Annotated in this window: 14 protein-coding genes, 1 tRNA gene and 1 riboswitch; all 15 genes read right to left on the reverse strand. The window is 43.0% G+C overall.

Annotated features, from left to right (window positions below):
- Position 1: 1 nt before the first annotated feature.
- On the reverse strand, positions 2-817 hold the full coding sequence (gene thiD, locus OCV65_RS05340; RefSeq protein ID WP_262581219.1) for a bifunctional hydroxymethylpyrimidine kinase/phosphomethylpyrimidine kinase: 816 nt from the start codon (positions 815-817) through the stop codon (positions 2-4).
- A 116-nt stretch (positions 818-933) separates the two neighbouring features.
- On the reverse strand, positions 934-1,581 hold the full coding sequence (locus OCV65_RS05345; protein WP_262581220.1) for an HAD family hydrolase: 648 nt from the start codon (positions 1,579-1,581) through the stop codon (positions 934-936).
- Positions 1,578-2,219, reverse strand: a complete 642-nt coding sequence (gene thiE / locus OCV65_RS05350) for a thiamine phosphate synthase (protein ID WP_262581221.1) — start codon at positions 2,217-2,219, stop codon at positions 1,578-1,580. The genes OCV65_RS05345 and thiE overlap by 4 nt, the downstream gene beginning before the upstream one ends.
- The gene (gene thiM / locus OCV65_RS05355) at positions 2,206-3,027 is read right to left on the reverse strand and encodes a hydroxyethylthiazole kinase (protein WP_262581222.1); all 822 of its coding nucleotides are present in this window, start codon (positions 3,025-3,027) and stop codon (positions 2,206-2,208) included. Before thiM ends, thiE begins: the two co-directional genes overlap by 14 nt.
- A gap of 104 nt (positions 3,028-3,131) precedes the next feature.
- A riboswitch (TPP riboswitch) is annotated at positions 3,132-3,237 on the reverse strand.
- 56 nt (positions 3,238-3,293) lie between these two features.
- Positions 3,294-5,015, reverse strand: a complete 1,722-nt coding sequence (locus OCV65_RS05360) for a Na/Pi cotransporter family protein (RefSeq protein ID WP_262581223.1) — start codon at positions 5,013-5,015, stop codon at positions 3,294-3,296.
- A gap of 160 nt (positions 5,016-5,175) precedes the next feature.
- Positions 5,176-6,855 (reverse strand): S8 family peptidase, encoded by a 1,680-nt coding sequence (locus tag OCV65_RS05365; protein WP_262581224.1) that lies wholly within the window; start codon positions 6,853-6,855, stop codon positions 5,176-5,178.
- Between the two features lie 135 nt (positions 6,856-6,990).
- Positions 6,991-8,658: a diphosphate--fructose-6-phosphate 1-phosphotransferase gene (locus OCV65_RS05370; RefSeq protein ID WP_262581225.1), complete on the reverse strand. Its 1,668-nt coding sequence runs from the start codon at positions 8,656-8,658 to the stop codon at positions 6,991-6,993.
- 89 nt (positions 8,659-8,747) lie between these two features.
- Entirely contained in the window at positions 8,748-9,764 is a 1,017-nt protein-coding gene (locus OCV65_RS05375) for a glycosyltransferase family 2 protein (RefSeq protein ID WP_118453107.1), read from the reverse strand.
- Between the two features lie 332 nt (positions 9,765-10,096).
- On the reverse strand, positions 10,097-10,801 hold the full coding sequence (locus OCV65_RS05380; RefSeq protein WP_262581226.1) for a PrsW family intramembrane metalloprotease: 705 nt from the start codon (positions 10,799-10,801) through the stop codon (positions 10,097-10,099).
- Between the two features lie 95 nt (positions 10,802-10,896).
- Positions 10,897-11,688 carry a Uma2 family endonuclease gene (locus OCV65_RS05385; RefSeq protein WP_262581227.1) on the reverse strand — a complete coding sequence of 264 codons (792 nt, stop codon included), beginning with the start codon at positions 11,686-11,688 and terminating at the stop codon, positions 10,897-10,899.
- 18 nt (positions 11,689-11,706) lie between these two features.
- Positions 11,707-12,858 (reverse strand): protein kinase family protein, encoded by a 1,152-nt coding sequence (locus OCV65_RS05390; RefSeq protein ID WP_262581228.1) that lies wholly within the window; start codon positions 12,856-12,858, stop codon positions 11,707-11,709.
- A 174-nt stretch (positions 12,859-13,032) separates the two neighbouring features.
- The gene (locus tag OCV65_RS05395) at positions 13,033-13,374 is read right to left on the reverse strand and encodes an SIS domain-containing protein (RefSeq protein ID WP_262581229.1); all 342 of its coding nucleotides are present in this window, start codon (positions 13,372-13,374) and stop codon (positions 13,033-13,035) included.
- Positions 13,353-13,484 carry a hypothetical protein gene (locus tag OCV65_RS05400; RefSeq protein ID WP_262581230.1) on the reverse strand — a complete coding sequence of 44 codons (132 nt, stop codon included), beginning with the start codon at positions 13,482-13,484 and terminating at the stop codon, positions 13,353-13,355. The genes OCV65_RS05395 and OCV65_RS05400 overlap by 22 nt, the downstream gene beginning before the upstream one ends.
- Positions 13,485-13,708: 224 nt before the next feature.
- Positions 13,709-13,782: transfer RNA gene (locus OCV65_RS05405), tRNA-Arg, on the reverse strand.
- Between the two features lie 108 nt (positions 13,783-13,890).
- Positions 13,891-15,612: an ABC-ATPase domain-containing protein gene (locus OCV65_RS05410; protein WP_262581231.1), complete on the reverse strand. Its 1,722-nt coding sequence runs from the start codon at positions 15,610-15,612 to the stop codon at positions 13,891-13,893.
- Positions 15,613-15,679: the final 67 nt, after the last annotated feature.

The raw sequence follows: 15,679 nt of genomic DNA on the forward strand, positions 1-15,679 counted from the left end.
CTTAGGCTTCCTCCTTTGCGCATTCAGTATATTCATTTTTAATTGCAAATCCGTGATTCATCGGACCACTGCCTTTACCCAGATCAAGCATTGCTGCCAGCGCACCGGAAATGTATTTCTTTGCACGCTCAACTGAAGTATCCAGATCATATCCTTTTGCCAGATTCGATGCAATCGCGCTGGACAGTGTACAGCCGGTTCCATGCGTATTCGGATTATCAATACGCTCTCCGTAGAACCATTTATATTCGCCGTCTCTCCACAGCAGGTCATTGGCATCGTTTAACTGATGTCCTCCTTTGCAGAGTACTGCACAGTGATATTCTGTTCCAATCTTCTCTGCTGCCTTGATCATGTCTTCTTCTGTATGGATCTCCATACCAGACAACACTTCTGCCTCCGGAATATTCGGAGTCAACACGGTTGCGATCGGAAGCAAACGCTTTTTCAATGCATCAACTGCTTCATCACAGATCAGTTTTGCTCCACTGGTAGCTACCATAACCGGATCTACTACGATGTTCTTTGCTTTATATTCTTCCAGCTTATCTGCAATCTTATTGATCAATGCATCCGAAGATACCATACCAATCTTCACTGCATTCGGATAAATATCGGTAAATATATTATCCATCTGATCTTCCAGAAATTCTGGCGTTACTTCCATAATACCTGTGACTCCGGTTGTATTCTGTGCAGTCAGAGCTGTGATCGCACTCATAGCGTATACGCCATTGCTGATCATTGTCTTAATATCTGCCTGAATTCCGGCGCCTCCACTGGAATCACTTCCAGCGATTGTTAATGCTGTTCTCATACCTCATTCTTCCTTTCTTCTGTATCTATCTATGCATTAATTTTTCCGCTTACTGCGGGACGACTGAAGGTGGTGCCCCCAATCAGCCGTCGGATTACTCCCGTAACTATATCGTCTTATAGCGGCAGTTTTCCTGCCTCAGACCAGTCTTCCAACACATAATCTGCCGTTTCCCGGATCTGCTTCCAGTCATCTCCATTGCTCATATCCCGGATACCAACCGTAATAAAACCTGCATTCTTTGCAGTCTCAATCGCATATCCGGCATCCTCAAATACCATTATTTCTTCCGGCTTTCTGCCCAGTACAGATGCACACTGCAGATAAATCTCCGGCTCATGCTTACCCCTGCCAAGTTCAGAGCAGGTCAGGATTTCCTGAAAATAATGATCCATGCCAAGTCGCTTCAATGCTGCCTCTGCATATTCCTTATGACCCGCCGTAGCAATTATCATAGGAATTTTATTCGTATATAGTTTCTCAAGAAACTTTATCGCATCTTCTTTTGCCTGTACTTCTTTGTAATAGAAGTCTCTGACTACCATCAGAAGCCCCTGTGTAATCTCTTCTGCGGACTGTGGTAAATTATAATGCTCTTTCGTATATGCCACGCCCTCTTCTATCGTCATCGGATACAGAATCTTACTCAGTCCCGGTTCCGGTTCTACCTGAATATTCTCCAGATACCGGACACCTGCCACTTCCCAGATTCCCATAGAATCCAAAAGTGTTCCATCTACGTCAAAGATTGCCCCGCGGATCATGCATTCACCATCCTGAATACCGCTTCCTTCAATTCCCTCGTAGCCTCAGTAATATCTTTCTGAGCAAAAATGGCACTGATCACAGCCACACCGTCCAGCCCATTTCCGGCAAGTTTTTCTACATTGTCTTTGCCAATCCCGCCAATGGCAATGACCGGAATATGTACCGCCTCTGTGATCTCGCGGATCATCCCTCCGTCCAATACATCTACATCCGTCTTCGACCCGGTCGGGAATACAGCTCCTACTCCCAGATAATCGGCTCCGCGCTCTTCTGCAAGAAGTGCCTCCTCTACGGTATGTGCAGACACGCCGATGATCTTATTCGGGCCAAGCTTCGCTCTTACATCTCCGGCTTCCATATCATCCTGTCCCACATGCACGCCATCTGCATCCATTTTCAGTGCGATCTCTACATTATCATTGATCACAAACGGAACGTGATATCTGGCACACAGTTCTTTGATCTCTACTGCTTCCTCAAAGAAATGCTCCTGATCCAGTTCTTTTTCACGAAGCTGAATAAATGTTGCCCCGCCTTTCAGTGCTTTCTCCACCTGTTCATACAGGCGTTCCCCATTCAGCCATCTGCTGTCTGTTACTGCATAAAGCAACAGATCTTCTCTATCGAACTTCATATTTTGCTCCTTTCTCCAACATCTCCGGAGTCATATTATAAATAGCATCAATGATCCGGTTGCGATATGTCGCATTCCCGTCTCCCTGCTGCATATAGTCATATGCGATCTCACCTGCAAGACCCATCGTACACACTGCTGCTGTTGCCGCACCACATATATCATCTGGATTGGCTGCCAGAAATGCAGTCATCATGCCGGACAACTGGCATCCCGTACCTGTGATCCGTCCCATTTCCGGACGTCCATTGTGTACTACATAGCAGATCTTGCCGTCACTGATCAGATCGATTGCTCCGGTGATTGCAATCACACTGCCACTCTGAGCCGCGTAGCCTTTCACAAATGCTACTGCCTGATCCAGATTCTCATCTGTAACTGCATCTGCCATATCAGCATCTACGCCCTTCGTTGTTCCATTGCCGAGTGCCAGTGTCTTAATCTCTGAAATATTTCCACGGATCACATCAAAATGAATCTTTTCAATCAAACCAAGCGCAGTATCGGTCCGCAGCTTACTCGCTCCGGCACCCACTGGGTCAAGCAGCACTGCATGGTTCAATTCATTCGATTTCTCACCGGCAGCATACATTGCCTCAATCGTTCTCACATTCAGCGTACCAATATTAATATTCAACCCATTACATATAGAAGTAATATCAATAATATCCGCCGGTTCGTCAGACATGATCGGGCTTCCGCCACATGCCAGAAGCACATTCGCCACATCATTAACCGTAACGTAATTAGTAATATTGTGGATCAGCGGTGCTTTCGTTCTGACTTGTTCCAGGTATTTTCCTACCATACATTTTCCTTCTTTCATTAAATGATTATAGAAATTTGTGCAAGCACGATTTTAGCACAACAATTTACTGCACAAAAAGGAGACCCCCATGCAGGTGTCTCCGAAAAAAATCACATATTGATTCCTACGGCGGCATTATCCGCATCAGGTCAAAGGGTCGAAACTCCTGTTTCCTCTCAGCCTGTCTCACAAGCTCCCCTGTCTTCATTCATTACTTATGAACTCCAGTAACTATTATATGGAGTCGCATCCGAAATGTCAATTGTTTATGCATTTGCTGCTATTGCATTCTGCTGTGCATTTTCTTCTGTATCAAATCTCACATAAGTCACACGATCCAATGCTTCTTCTGCAATACCGGTACAGTTATCTGCCACACGGTCAAGATTCAGCAGGATACCTGAATATGCTCTGGTAAGCTCCGGATCACACTGCTTCTCCTGCAGACGTTCCAGATGCTTCTTGGTGCTCTTCTTCTGTGCCTTGCGCATACGCTTCTTATCCTGAATCACCTGTTCAGCCTGATCCACATTGTCTGTTGCCACCGCTGTAATTGCCTGTTCAAACAATTCTTCTGCAATAGTCACACACTGTGCCAGTTCTTCTTTTGCCTGATCTGACAAAATCTTCTCTGATGTACCGATACGCTCATAAATATCTACCACATCTCCACATCGGTCTGCAATACGATCGATGTTATTGGCAATCGCAAGATATCCTGCAACCCGCTCTGCCTGCACTTCCGTCAGTGCACCACCAGTAAACAGCTTTGAGATGTACGTCACGATTGCATCCTGCAACGTCTTGACTGCATCGTGATGTTTTTTAAATAACGATTTTATTTCTTCCTTATTATCTCCTGATACGATTTCTTTCAAAATCTTCAACATCTTTTCTGTAGATGTTGCAATACGGTTGATCTCATTAGAAACCATATACATTGCCGGAATCGGCTGATTAATCATCTTATCATCCAGATACTGTGGTTCGTAAGAATGTACTTTCTTCGTATCATCTCCGCGTACGATCGTTGTTACAATCTTCACCATCACCGGAATCAACGGAAGCCATACTAATGTACAAACTACATTAAATGTGGTATGTGCATTGGCAATCTGTCTGGATATCACCTCCACTTCCGGTCCTTTTGGCGAAATGAACTGTACAAACTTCGCCAGCACCGGAATCAGGAACAGAAATACTATGCTTCCTGTAATATTAAAAATACTGTGTGCAAGCGCAGTTCTCTTGGCATTCTTAGACTGTCCGATGGATGCTAACAATGCTGTGATCGTTGTACCAATGTTATCACCAAACAGGATTGGAATTGCTCCTGCCAGACCAATCACACTGGTTACTCCATCCGGTCCAGGCTGTGACGCAAAATTCTGCAGCACCGCAATCGTAGCTGAACTGCTCTGTACAACCAACGTCATCACTGCACCAAGCAGAACACCAAGCACTGGAATATCTGATACTTTCGCCATAAGTTCCACAAAAATCGGGCTGTTTGCAAGCGGCTTCATAACACTTCCCATGATCTCAATGCCTTCAAACAACAGACCAAAAGAAAAAATAACCAGACCAACATTCTTTACCTTTTCTTTCTTAGAAGCAAAGTAAAGCATAAAGCCAACAAAAATAATCGGATATATATAGTCTGTAATCTTAAATGCCATAAGCTGCGCAGTCATTGTTGTACCAATATTGGCACCAAAAATAACAGAAATTGCCTGTGGCAAACTCATCAGTCCGGCGCTGACAAAGCCAATCACCATAACTGTAGTTGCAGAACTGCTCTGCAGCACCGCTGTAACCAGCGCTCCTGCCAGCACTCCCATAATCGGATTCTTAGTCAGGAACTCCAAAATCTTCTTCATTTTCTCTCCGGCAGCCTTCTGCAGCGCATCACTCATACTGTTCATCCCATACAAAAACAGTGCCAGACCGCCAGCCAGTCCAAATACTACCTTACATACTTCATTCATCACATTCTCCTCATTTCCTATGTGTTTCCTCTTTCTTTATCAAGTAAACATTATCAGAGAAATATGATTATCTTTGCAGATTTAGGTTAAATCTATGTAAAATATGTAAAAATCTTCTCTTTCAGCTTCTGTGCCGTTCCTTTCCTATAAATACAATATTTTAATCTGGCAGGCTTCTCTCCAAACACAATCTCCCATACCCCACCTGATTATTGGGATATTCTGCAAATCCCGGCAGCTCTCTCGCCCCTCTTCTAAGATATGCCTTTACTTTCTCCCCATACAGATAGGGATCATTTTCTTTTATGATTCCCCATTCCATCAGTAGTGCTGCGCTTCCTGTTGCGAAAGGCACTGCAAACGAAGTACCAGTATACTCTCCATATCCGCCGCCTGCCTCTATACTTCTCACTGCTACTCCCGGTGCCACAAGATCTGGCTTTGCAGTTTCCCAAAAGGTGTTTTCGTCCGCCGGACCACGTCCGGAGAAATCCGCATAGGTAAATGTTCTTGCATCATATGCACCAATGGTGATCACCCGACTTGCCGTTGCCGGTATGGTCATGGTTGCCTGTGCACTTGGCCTGATAAATCCGGTTCCACTATTTAGCACACTACCTCCCGGAAGCCAAAGGTCATATCTTCCATCTACCACTCGATTGCCAGTCAGAATGATCTGCCACAGCCCAGAAGCAATATAATCGTTTACTGCCAGAAAATCAATAAAGATTTCCTGTCTTGTGCTGTAAGGAGCTGGCATGCCATAGTATAAAAACAGTTCTGTCTGTCCTACACGAAATCGCTGTGGTCCAAGCACTTCCTGCAATGGTCCGATCTGTACACCTGACGGATTCACAAGCGTAATGCTCATTTCATCCGTGTAATTCTTCCAGATCTGTACATTTAATCCTGCTTCTTTTTCCTGTACCGCCAGTTCTGTCCGTTGTTCCTCACCGGTTCTTACTATGCCGGAAGCATGCCCTGCTCCGACGCCTTCATTGCCTGCTCCCACACAGATGCAGCATCGTCCCAGTCCCGCCACGCTGTCCAGATAACGCTCAACCAGCGACTGTCCGTTGTGTGCACCGTATGAATTGCCGAAACTGATATTCACTGCCACAGGCATGCCAAGTTCTATACTTTTCCGAATCACATAGTCTACACCTCGCATCAGTTCCGTTGTCCTTGGGAATCCTTCTTGCCTTGGCAGTCCCATTTTCACCACGATTAGTTCACTCTCCGATGCTACCTCTGCTGCAATTCCAGCAACTGCTGTTCCGTGTCCGGAACTGTCAACGCTTGGTACTATACGATATCGTTCTGCTAAATTTCCTGCGCTTAGTGCTTGATTAATTTCTTCCGAAATATATTCTTTTCCATTTGTCTGATCCCACAGGTAACGGATTCTTGTGCTTCCATCCGCTTTGAGAAATGCATCCAAACTATAATCAATCCCGGAATCTATCATACCGATCAGCACTCCCTTTCCGGATAACCCAAACCGGGAACCTTGTACTGAATCAATACAAGACACTCTCTTTCCATTTGCGATCTGAAAATATAATCGTTTCGGCTTTTCTATATATTCTACCTGTGGAATCGCAGACAATTGATCAATCACAGACTCTCGCACTGTCACAATCATATACTCATTCAAAAGCACTGTCATGTCCACAACCAGTGGACGGATCATATCTATATCTCCGGAATATTTTACGATCAGCTCCCACTCTTTTTCAATGGGATCATAGCCCACATCCAGAATCTCAGACCGTTCTCTTTCATTCTCGTCTGCATCTAATGCTAAGTTTAATAAATTCTCCAGCTTCTGATTATTCACACTTCGCTCCACACGTTCACGCTTTTATTCTCATATCTATGAAATGAATAACCTGTTAATGATGCTTTATTGCATAAAATAAGGCGCACGGTCAATCCGTGCGCCTTACAATAATATATCATTATTCAAATCTAATTAGATCTCTTCGCCTTTTTCAAGTGCAAGTGTTCTTGTTGTGATATCACATACAGAAGCTGGTCCGTAGTACTGGATAGCACCTGGGAATAAGAATGCAGTCTCAACAGCCCACTGATCTCTGTGTGCCTCAAAGTACTTGAATGGAGCTCCATCAAGCTCTGTAAGTGCTTTTCTGATAACCGGCTTATCTTTACCATTTCTTCTTTCCATGTTCATCATCTTAGTGATCGGCATACCACCTGCAACCCACTCTTCAGCTGGCTTAGACAGGTTAGATACCTTAGAAAGATATCCATTGAAGCCATACTGGATCAGCATGAATGCATTGTATCCAAGTGAATAGCAGTAGTCAGCATCGAAGTTAGATGGGAATGCACATCTTCCTTCGTATCCGAAGAAGTGATGCTGTGTAGCGAATTTACCTGTGTATGTTCCTGCTGCTTTTCTCTCAGCAAGCTTGTCAGCTACCAATGCTGCAAATAACTTCTCAGACTCAATCAGAGATACCTGTACGTTACCGTGCGGATCTCTCTCAAGGAACAGCTGCTGCTGGATTCCCTGTGGCAGAATCTCAAATACAGACATAGACTCTTTTGTAAGTCCAGCCTTGATGAATTCATATTTAGCATCCCATGATGGAAGTGCATTGAACTCTTCTGTCTTCTCACCCGCAAGAAGCTCATTGATCTCAGCGATCAGTACAGAAAATTCAGGAACGAACTCTACGATACCCTCTGGGATAATAGCTACACCAAAGTTATCTCCGTTAGCTGCTCTCTTCTCTACAGAATCTGCAATATAATCAGCGATCTCAGACAGTGACATCTTCTTAGCTGCTACTTCCTCACCGATCAGGCAGATGTTCGGCTGAGTCTCAAGTGCACACTCCAGTGCTACGTGAGAAGCTGAACGTCCCATAACCTTAATGAAATGCCAGTATTTCTTAGCTGAATTAGCATCTCTCTCAATGTTACCGATCAACTCACTGTATGTCTTAGTTGCTGTATCAAAACCAAATGAGCACTCGATGTCTTCATTCTTAAGGTCTCCGTCGATTGTCTTAGGGCATCCGATTACCTGAACACCTGTGTTATTAGCTGCCATATACTCAGCAAGTGTACATGCATTTGTATTAGAATCGTCTCCACCGATGATAACGATAGCTGTGATTCCGTGCTTCTTGCATACCTCTGCTGCTACTGCAAACTGCTCCGGAGTCTCAAGTTTCGTTCTTCCTGAACCGATGATATCAAATCCACCAGTATTTCTGTACTGATCGATGTACTCGTCTGTCATCTCAATGTATTTATCTTCCAGAAGTCCGCTCGGACCACCCTTGAATCCAAGAAGGACATTGTCCTTGTTAGTAGCCTTCAGTGCATCATACAGACCACTTACTACGTTGTGTCCGCCAGGAGCCTGTCCACCTGACAGGATAACACCTACAACCTGCTTCTTATCTGCAGCTGTGTTCTGTCCTTTTATAAATGTGATCTCCGGCTTTCCATATGTGTTAGGGAAAAGCTCTGCGATCTTCTCCTGATCAGCAACGCTCTGAGTTGCTTCTCCTTCTTTTACGCTGATCTCTGCGATACCATTTCTGAGCATTCCAGGAAGTTTTGGAGTATACTCATATCTTGCCTTCTGAAGTGGTGAAATTTTCATAATCATTTCTCCTTTATTATAATGTTTATTAATTAACCCATTCGGTTCCTCACGTATTTTACCATAAATACACACACTCTTCAAATATTTTAATTAAATCCAATAATCTTTCTTGCAAGCAGATATGCCAGTGAAGAAATCTTACGTCCGGACTTGCCCGGAAGATTCATACTCTGACCAAGAATGCCATATCGAATACGCACAAATGTCTTCTTATCCTTCTGTCTCAGATATTTCCAGAGCTCCTTCTTCTTCTCCATATTCTCCGGATCTTTGGAGCGAATGCACAAAATAGAAGAAACGGTCATCATGATTGCCAGATATTTCTCCATATATGCGCGCAGTTTTTTATTAGAAATCTGACGCATCTGGTACATATCGATCATCGTTCTGGTTACAAATATCTGCTGGTCAACACGCTTGATCATGACCTTTTCATTGACCGACTGATCTTCTCGTCCAATATAATATCTGTAGAAATCCTCATCCATATAATACATCTTACGTACATGTGGAAGCGGATAATATACATAGATATTATCCACATAGAACGTATGCTTCGGTAATGTAAGCTGACACAGTTTCAGCATATCAGTACGATAAATAACCGAATGCATCAAAATATACTGATCAATGTGGAATCTGCCCACATCTGACCATTTAAAAATCTGGTTCTGAGGCAGTACATTACGGTAATGGATCACTTTCTTATGCGATACTCCCTCTTTTTCATATACATAATTGGCTATAAGCATATCTACTTCTTCGCCATGTTCTTCCATCTTCTTCAGTACATTCAAAATATTCTGTAATGATTCTGTATTAACCCAGTCATCACTGTCTACAACTTTAAAATATTTTCCCTCGGCATTGGCAAGTCCATAATTAACTGCGTCACCATGTCCACCATTCTCTTTGTCAATCACGCGGATAATATCTGGATACTTTTCTGCATACTCATGTCCAATCTTAGATGTATTATCTTTTGATCCATCATTCACAATAATAATCTCTACATCTTCCCCGCCGGTAAGAATGGTCTCAATCGCATGCGCCATGTATTCCTGCGAATTATAACAGGGAATTGCAAATGAAATATACTTCATAAATCTATCCTTTCACTTCATTCAATAGATACCATAATAGTATATCCCATTTTATCACTTTTTCCAATTCGCCTTTTTTACCAAAAAATGTCCGAAAAGGTCGTAAATATGCCGTCATAACTCCAGTTGTTCACAGTTTGTTCATTTTTCTTTCAAAAATACTTCACTTATTAAACCTTATTTTTTCACAGATAACGGCTATACTATAATCATCAACAGGAGATAGAAGATAGACGATAAGTAAATTAACATAGATAAAACTTTTTCATAATACGTGCCGGGCCCGCGAAAGCGGTGACCCGGCATCCTCCCTTTTAGGACTCTTTTTCATTCTATATGTACCGATCCATATCTGACATCTTTCGAAGTAACCGAAATGCCAACACAAACATTGCGATTGTATATGTATAGAATGCAATCGTCGGAAGTTCCACCGTAAGAATCAGATCATAGCAGCCATGGATAAATGCCGACACTACAACAGCAAACTTTCGATACCGTCTGGAAAGATCTATTCGTCCTATGCGTTCATATTGCTTTGCAAATCCATAAAACGCACCCATAAACACGCCAAAGCATGCATGTCCCGGAACAGCTGTCACAGCACGGATTAACGCTGTCCCCCATCCATAACCGATGGAATAACTAATATTCTCCAACACTGCAAAGCCAAGAGAAATGTACACAGCATACAACATTCCATCATACAGGCAGTTAAACTCTATTGATTTCCAGGTTCTTAATTTTAACATTATGTATTTTGAACCCTCTTCTGCATATGCCACAATTATCATACAGGTAATCAGATGATAGACCAGACTGTTTTCAGACAGAAAGCTCTGTAACACCCAATCCCCTGCCATCTCCACCAGCAATGCCGGAAACGCAGAGAATATTCCACACATAATCAGTGTCACTAACATCTTGGGAGACTCTTTTTCAACTTTGTCCTTTTGATATACTTTTACCAAAAGAATGATTGCCGGTACAACTGCAAGAAGAATTAAATTGCGATAATAATAGTAGATTCCAAACATAAACATGCCCTCTTCTCTCATAATCTTACTTTGAGTATAATAAACTAATAACACGCAAGTCAACCTGTTAATGCCAATCCTATATCACAAATTTTCTAGCAGTATTTCATTTTTGAAAAATCCACCTGAAATCCTTCATACAAAACAGATTCTACACATTCATCAAACGTATAAATTGCCGGCAGGGCGTCCCGTTCCTCTGCGTACACTACAATCCTCATTTTCGCCGGATCAATGATCCAGTATTCGTTCACTCCTGCACTCTGATATTTGTGGCGCTTCAGTTCATACTCATGATTGGAATCTTCTGCTGATACAATCTCCATGATCAGTTCCGGCGCACCCATACAGTTCTTGCCATCCCGAAGCATTTCCTTACGCTGTGCCACAAAAATGTCTGGCTGCAGAACCGTATAATCATCTCCTTCCAGGCATACGTTACACGGAGCTGCCAGTACTTTTCTGCCTCCTCCATGGCTATGCATATAATACATAAGCTCTGATGCAAGCATTACCAGAAGTTCCTGATGTCTCACAGACGGAGACCTGCGGTAATAAAGTTTTCCATCAATCAATTCTGCCTTCAATTCATCCGGAAGTGCGTCATAAGCACTTCTCGGAATTCTTCGTTCCGGCTTTCCAGACTGATAGACGCCTTGTTCTCTTGCCATGGACAATTCTATACCACCTCCCATGGTGTAATAGTCCATACCCAGTGCCTGAATCAGCGCATTCATCGTCTTGTCTCTTGGATATCTTGTCATACCGCTGAAAATCTTATTCAGTGTCCCCACCGGTATCCCGGCCTGATCTGCAAGCTTCTGGTTCGTCCATCCTAGTTCTCTCTTTCGGTTCTTCATTTCTTCGATGCTAGATTTTATATACATACTCCTGCCTCCTCGTACTTAACTTTCTTCCCCGGATGTCTGTTTTTCCACAACATCCTCCTTCTGCAGCTGCTCTTTTGCGAATTCAATACACTCCGCATACCTTTCATCCTCTTCATCCGGAATTTCCTGACGCATACGCTCCAATAACATTTCCACCGACTCTTCTTCATCCTCAGTCCGCTTCTCTGTATTATCGTCTTCTCCGTCTGCCCTGCTCATCATCCCGCATAATCTGACCATATCCTTCGCAAATGCATCCGGCTCTTTCATCTCTTCCAGGTATCTGCTGCACACTTCATAATCTTTCATCTGACTGAAATACACAAATGCCAGATCATACAGCAATTCCTGCTCCCGCTTGCTACTTTCATCCTGCAATTCTTTTCTTTCCGTCTCCCACTGTTCCTTTAACTCCTGAAACTGTTCCTGATACGCCTGCGCCTTCATGTCCTCTTTCCGTTCTGTATCAGCAAGTTTTGTATCCTGTCCGCCCTGTCGGCGGCTCTGTCCGGATATGCATGAAACAATCCTGTTTCCTGACAAGACCAGCAGTCCTATTACTGCCAACGCAATCATCACATACATTATCTTTTTACTTCCATTTCTTTTTTCTGACAAAGAAAACTGTCCTGAAAGATCTGATAATTTCTGATACCTCTTCTTGCCCTGCTTATCCAGACATCTGGTTATAATCTTCTGAATACGTACGCTTTCCAGAAATTTGAGTTCAGGTTCCAGCTCAACTGACGATAAAACATACTGTATCATCTTGCCAAAACCATAGATATCTTCCTTCTCTTCTGACTTCTGATAATACTGGTTCTCTGGCGACAGGAAATTCTCCCTCACATAGCGCCGCTGCATAAGATGCATCATGTCTTCCTGCTCTTTGCTTGCAAGATCCAACAAATATACCTTCCTATCCTCCCCAACGATTACGCTATATGGATTCACATACTGATAGCAAGGATTACCACGACATCTGTGAAAGTGATCCAGATCAGCAATAATCTGCCGAGCCCATTCATAAAACTGTTCTTTTGTAATGTGCGCATGATATTTCAGCCATACGATCAACGGTTTTCCCTTCACAATATCCGTACTCATATAACATTTGTCACCATGCATTACAAATTTCAGAATCTCATAGTTCCTTTTTTCTTCCAATTCCCCATCTCCTTTTTTAATTTTACATAAGTTTATTATTATGCTAACTCGTTTTGTTTGTTATGTCAATATCTATTTTCATTTATTTTATTTTGAGAAAAAATAACAGCACTATACACATTATTATGTATATAGTGCTGTTTCTATTTTTTTACCTTATTTTTATTCCCGAATTTACCGTTTTTCCGCTAATCTTTTTCCTACTGCTCCGCCTGGATGAATCAAAGCAAACTGTTCATTCTGATATCCCGTCTCTTCAATCACCGCTGCCTGAAGCGCGCCAAACACTGCTGTTACAGCCACAAAGCTTGATGTCCCCTGACAATTATATTTATCCGTCTCTTCCGTTACACGAATCGGAAGTATAATATCTGACTCTTTGGCAAGTTCTGATTCCGGCCTCTCTGTAATACCAATTACGGTCACAGATTTCTTATGGCAAATGTCTAATATCGGAAATAATTCATCAGTCTTACCGCCTCTGGATGCCCATACTAATACATCACCAGACTGCATAAATCCGGCCGCTCAAAAGCTTCCGGATCCATCCACTCGCCTGTCGCCAGAATCGTCTCCTGTTCTCTTTGAAACGCCTGTTTCATAATATCTGTTAACTTCTGCTCCATACTACCTTCCTCCTTCTTATTCTGCAATCGTTCAAAGCCACTTCCAAGCAAACTCTAAGCAATACTTGAGCATCCTATCGTCTGCTCAAACGTGCAATCAATGCCATCTCGCCTATCGGCTCGATGAACATTGGCCGTCCTATAGAAATTCGTGCAAGCACGATTTCTGCACGACGGCTTATTGCACAAAAAAACCTGTAGGCAAACACCTACAGGCTCAAGTACGTGGGCGAGAAGATTCGAACTCCCGACCTTTTGGTCCGTAGCCAAACGCTCTATCCAGCTGAGCTACGCCCACACATTGTTGTGAGTAATTATCTCGCTCACAACAAAATTTATTTTATAGCAAAGCATCTGTTTTGTCAACACTTTTTTCAAACTTTTTTCTACATAGCTCCTATGGGTTCTATATTCTGAATCCACGGTATCGATTCACACAGGCATAGATTTCCTGTCTGCGCACTTCTGCCAGATTTCCCGGCACATTTCTGCCACACACTGCTCCAGGTCCCTTCTCATTGATCCTGTCACATATGGTTTCCAACAATTCGTGAATCTCTGTGTTCGGGTTCTTTTCCAGTTGTTCCAATACGTATTTCATCACATAACTCAAAGTTGTAGTCTGCTCTACATCTGAGATCTGCTCTACATACTTTAATTCTACTGCACTTTTACCGATGGAAAAACTGTCTTTTCCAAACTGTTTCACCTTAATCTGATCATGTTTCTTTTCCACCTTATACGCTGTAAGAACTCTGTCATTCTGTTTCCAGAGATTATTGCCCAGCATACTCAACGCCAGTTCATGAACACCGCCCTCCTTTTCCGGTGTTCTCTCACAGATGGCTCTGACTTTTTCTGTAATATCCAATGTACGATATGTATCCATCTGTATGACCTTATCTGCGATATGAAAATACGCCCCGGAACTTCCGGCAACCAAAATAACTGATACGCCCTGATTTTTATAAAGATTCCTTGCCTGATCGATAAATGGCGTGATTGGCTCTTTATCCTTAGCGATCACTGACTGCATCAATTCATCTCTCACCATAAAGTTAGTTGCAGAAGTATCTTCATCAATCAATAATGCTTTTGCGCCTGCATTTACTGCCTCCACTACATTCGCAGCCTGCGAAGTTGATCCACTGGCATCTTCTGTCGAGAAATCCACCGTATCTTTTCCATTTGGAAGATTATTAATAAATGGAGATATATTAACATGAGACACAGCCCGTCCATCTTCCGCACGTATCTTCATCGCCGTGTGATCAGTAATCACATATTCTCTTCCGTCTCCCTTAATGTGATTATATACTCCAAGTTCCAGTGCTTTCAAAAGAGTAGATTTACCATGATAGCCACCGCCAACGATCAAGGTGATCCCTTCGGGAATTCCCATGCCTTTGATTTTACCTTTATGCGGAAGTGTAAGTTCTACTTCCATTGATTCCGGCGATTCAAATGGCACTGCTCCTCGCATTGGTCGATCTGACACACCACTTTCTCGTGGGAGCATCGCACCATTTGCCACAAACGCCACAAGCCCGCGCTCTGGAAGCTGTTCCCTGATTGCCTGCTGATCATCTGCCAATTCCACGATTTCCTGAATCTTCTTCGCATCCATATTACTATAGTATAATGCCCGTTTCACACATTCCGGGACAAAACGAAAAAGTATCTTCTCCAGTTCCGGCGCATTGATCGTACGTCCATTTGCCGGAAAGCCCACTTCAAATCTCACCAGAATCCGCCTGTCATCCATTGTCAAAGCGGTTCGTTCCAGCACCTGCTGACCGCATTTTGATATACTCATCAGACCACTTTTGCCGGAACCTTTTGCCTGAAACATATATCCGCTCATTACCTTTCCAAATTCACGAATCAGATGATCTTGTAACGCTATTCTCCTATGTGGTTCACTAAAAAGTGCCTTTGGAAACTCTGCCATTTTCTGCATAACTTCAACACTCACTTTAGATGGAGCTGCAAATGGATCTCCCTGCACATGGTCAATATGCAGAATGTATCCCGGAAACTGATAACTTCCTCTCAGATCTTTATACGCAGGATAGCTTCTGCGATTAATCCTGTTCAACTGCTCTCTTAATTGTGCCTCTGTATTCATACTTATTCCATCCTTTTTCTTTTCTTATTATGATGCCTGTGGATTGCCTCGTATTTTTCCTGACATC

Source organism: Dorea ammoniilytica (assembly GCF_025567415.1).
Lineage (GTDB): Bacteria > Bacillota > Clostridia > Lachnospirales > Lachnospiraceae > Claveliimonas > Claveliimonas ammoniilytica.

Bases quoted from the DNA above. Each gene is read 5' to 3' on its own strand.
- OCV65_RS05360 (WP_262581223.1), bottom strand. From the start codon at position 5,015: ATGAATGAAGTATGTAAGGTAGTATTTGGACTGGCTGGCGGTCTGGCA.
- OCV65_RS05375 (WP_118453107.1), bottom strand. From the start codon at position 9,764: ATGAAGTATATTTCATTTGCAATTCCCTGTTATAATTCGCAGGAATAC.
- OCV65_RS05400 (WP_262581230.1), bottom strand. From the start codon at position 13,484: ATGGAGCAGAAGTTAACAGATATTATGAAACAGGCGTTTCAAAGAGAA.
- OCV65_RS05380 (WP_262581226.1), bottom strand. From the start codon at position 10,801: ATGTTTGGAATCTACTATTATTATCGCAATTTAATTCTTCTTGCAGTT.
- OCV65_RS05395 (WP_262581229.1), bottom strand. From the start codon at position 13,374: ATGCAGTCTGGTGATGTATTAGTATGGGCATCCAGAGGCGGTAAGACT.
- thiD (WP_262581219.1), bottom strand. From the start codon at position 817: ATGAGAACAGCATTAACAATCGCTGGAAGTGATTCCAGTGGAGGCGCC.
- thiE (WP_262581221.1), bottom strand. From the start codon at position 2,219: ATGAAGTTCGATAGAGAAGATCTGTTGCTTTATGCAGTAACAGACAGC.
- OCV65_RS05345 (WP_262581220.1), bottom strand. From the start codon at position 1,581: ATGATCCGCGGGGCAATCTTTGACGTAGATGGAACACTTTTGGATTCT.
- OCV65_RS05410 (WP_262581231.1), bottom strand. From the start codon at position 15,612: ATGAATACAGAGGCACAATTAAGAGAGCAGTTGAACAGGATTAATCGC.
- OCV65_RS05385 (WP_262581227.1), bottom strand. From the start codon at position 11,688: ATGTATATAAAATCTAGCATCGAAGAAATGAAGAACCGAAAGAGAGAA.
- thiM (WP_262581222.1), bottom strand. From the start codon at position 3,027: ATGGTAGGAAAATACCTGGAACAAGTCAGAACGAAAGCACCGCTGATC.
- OCV65_RS05370 (WP_262581225.1), bottom strand. From the start codon at position 8,658: ATGAAAATTTCACCACTTCAGAAGGCAAGATATGAGTATACTCCAAAA.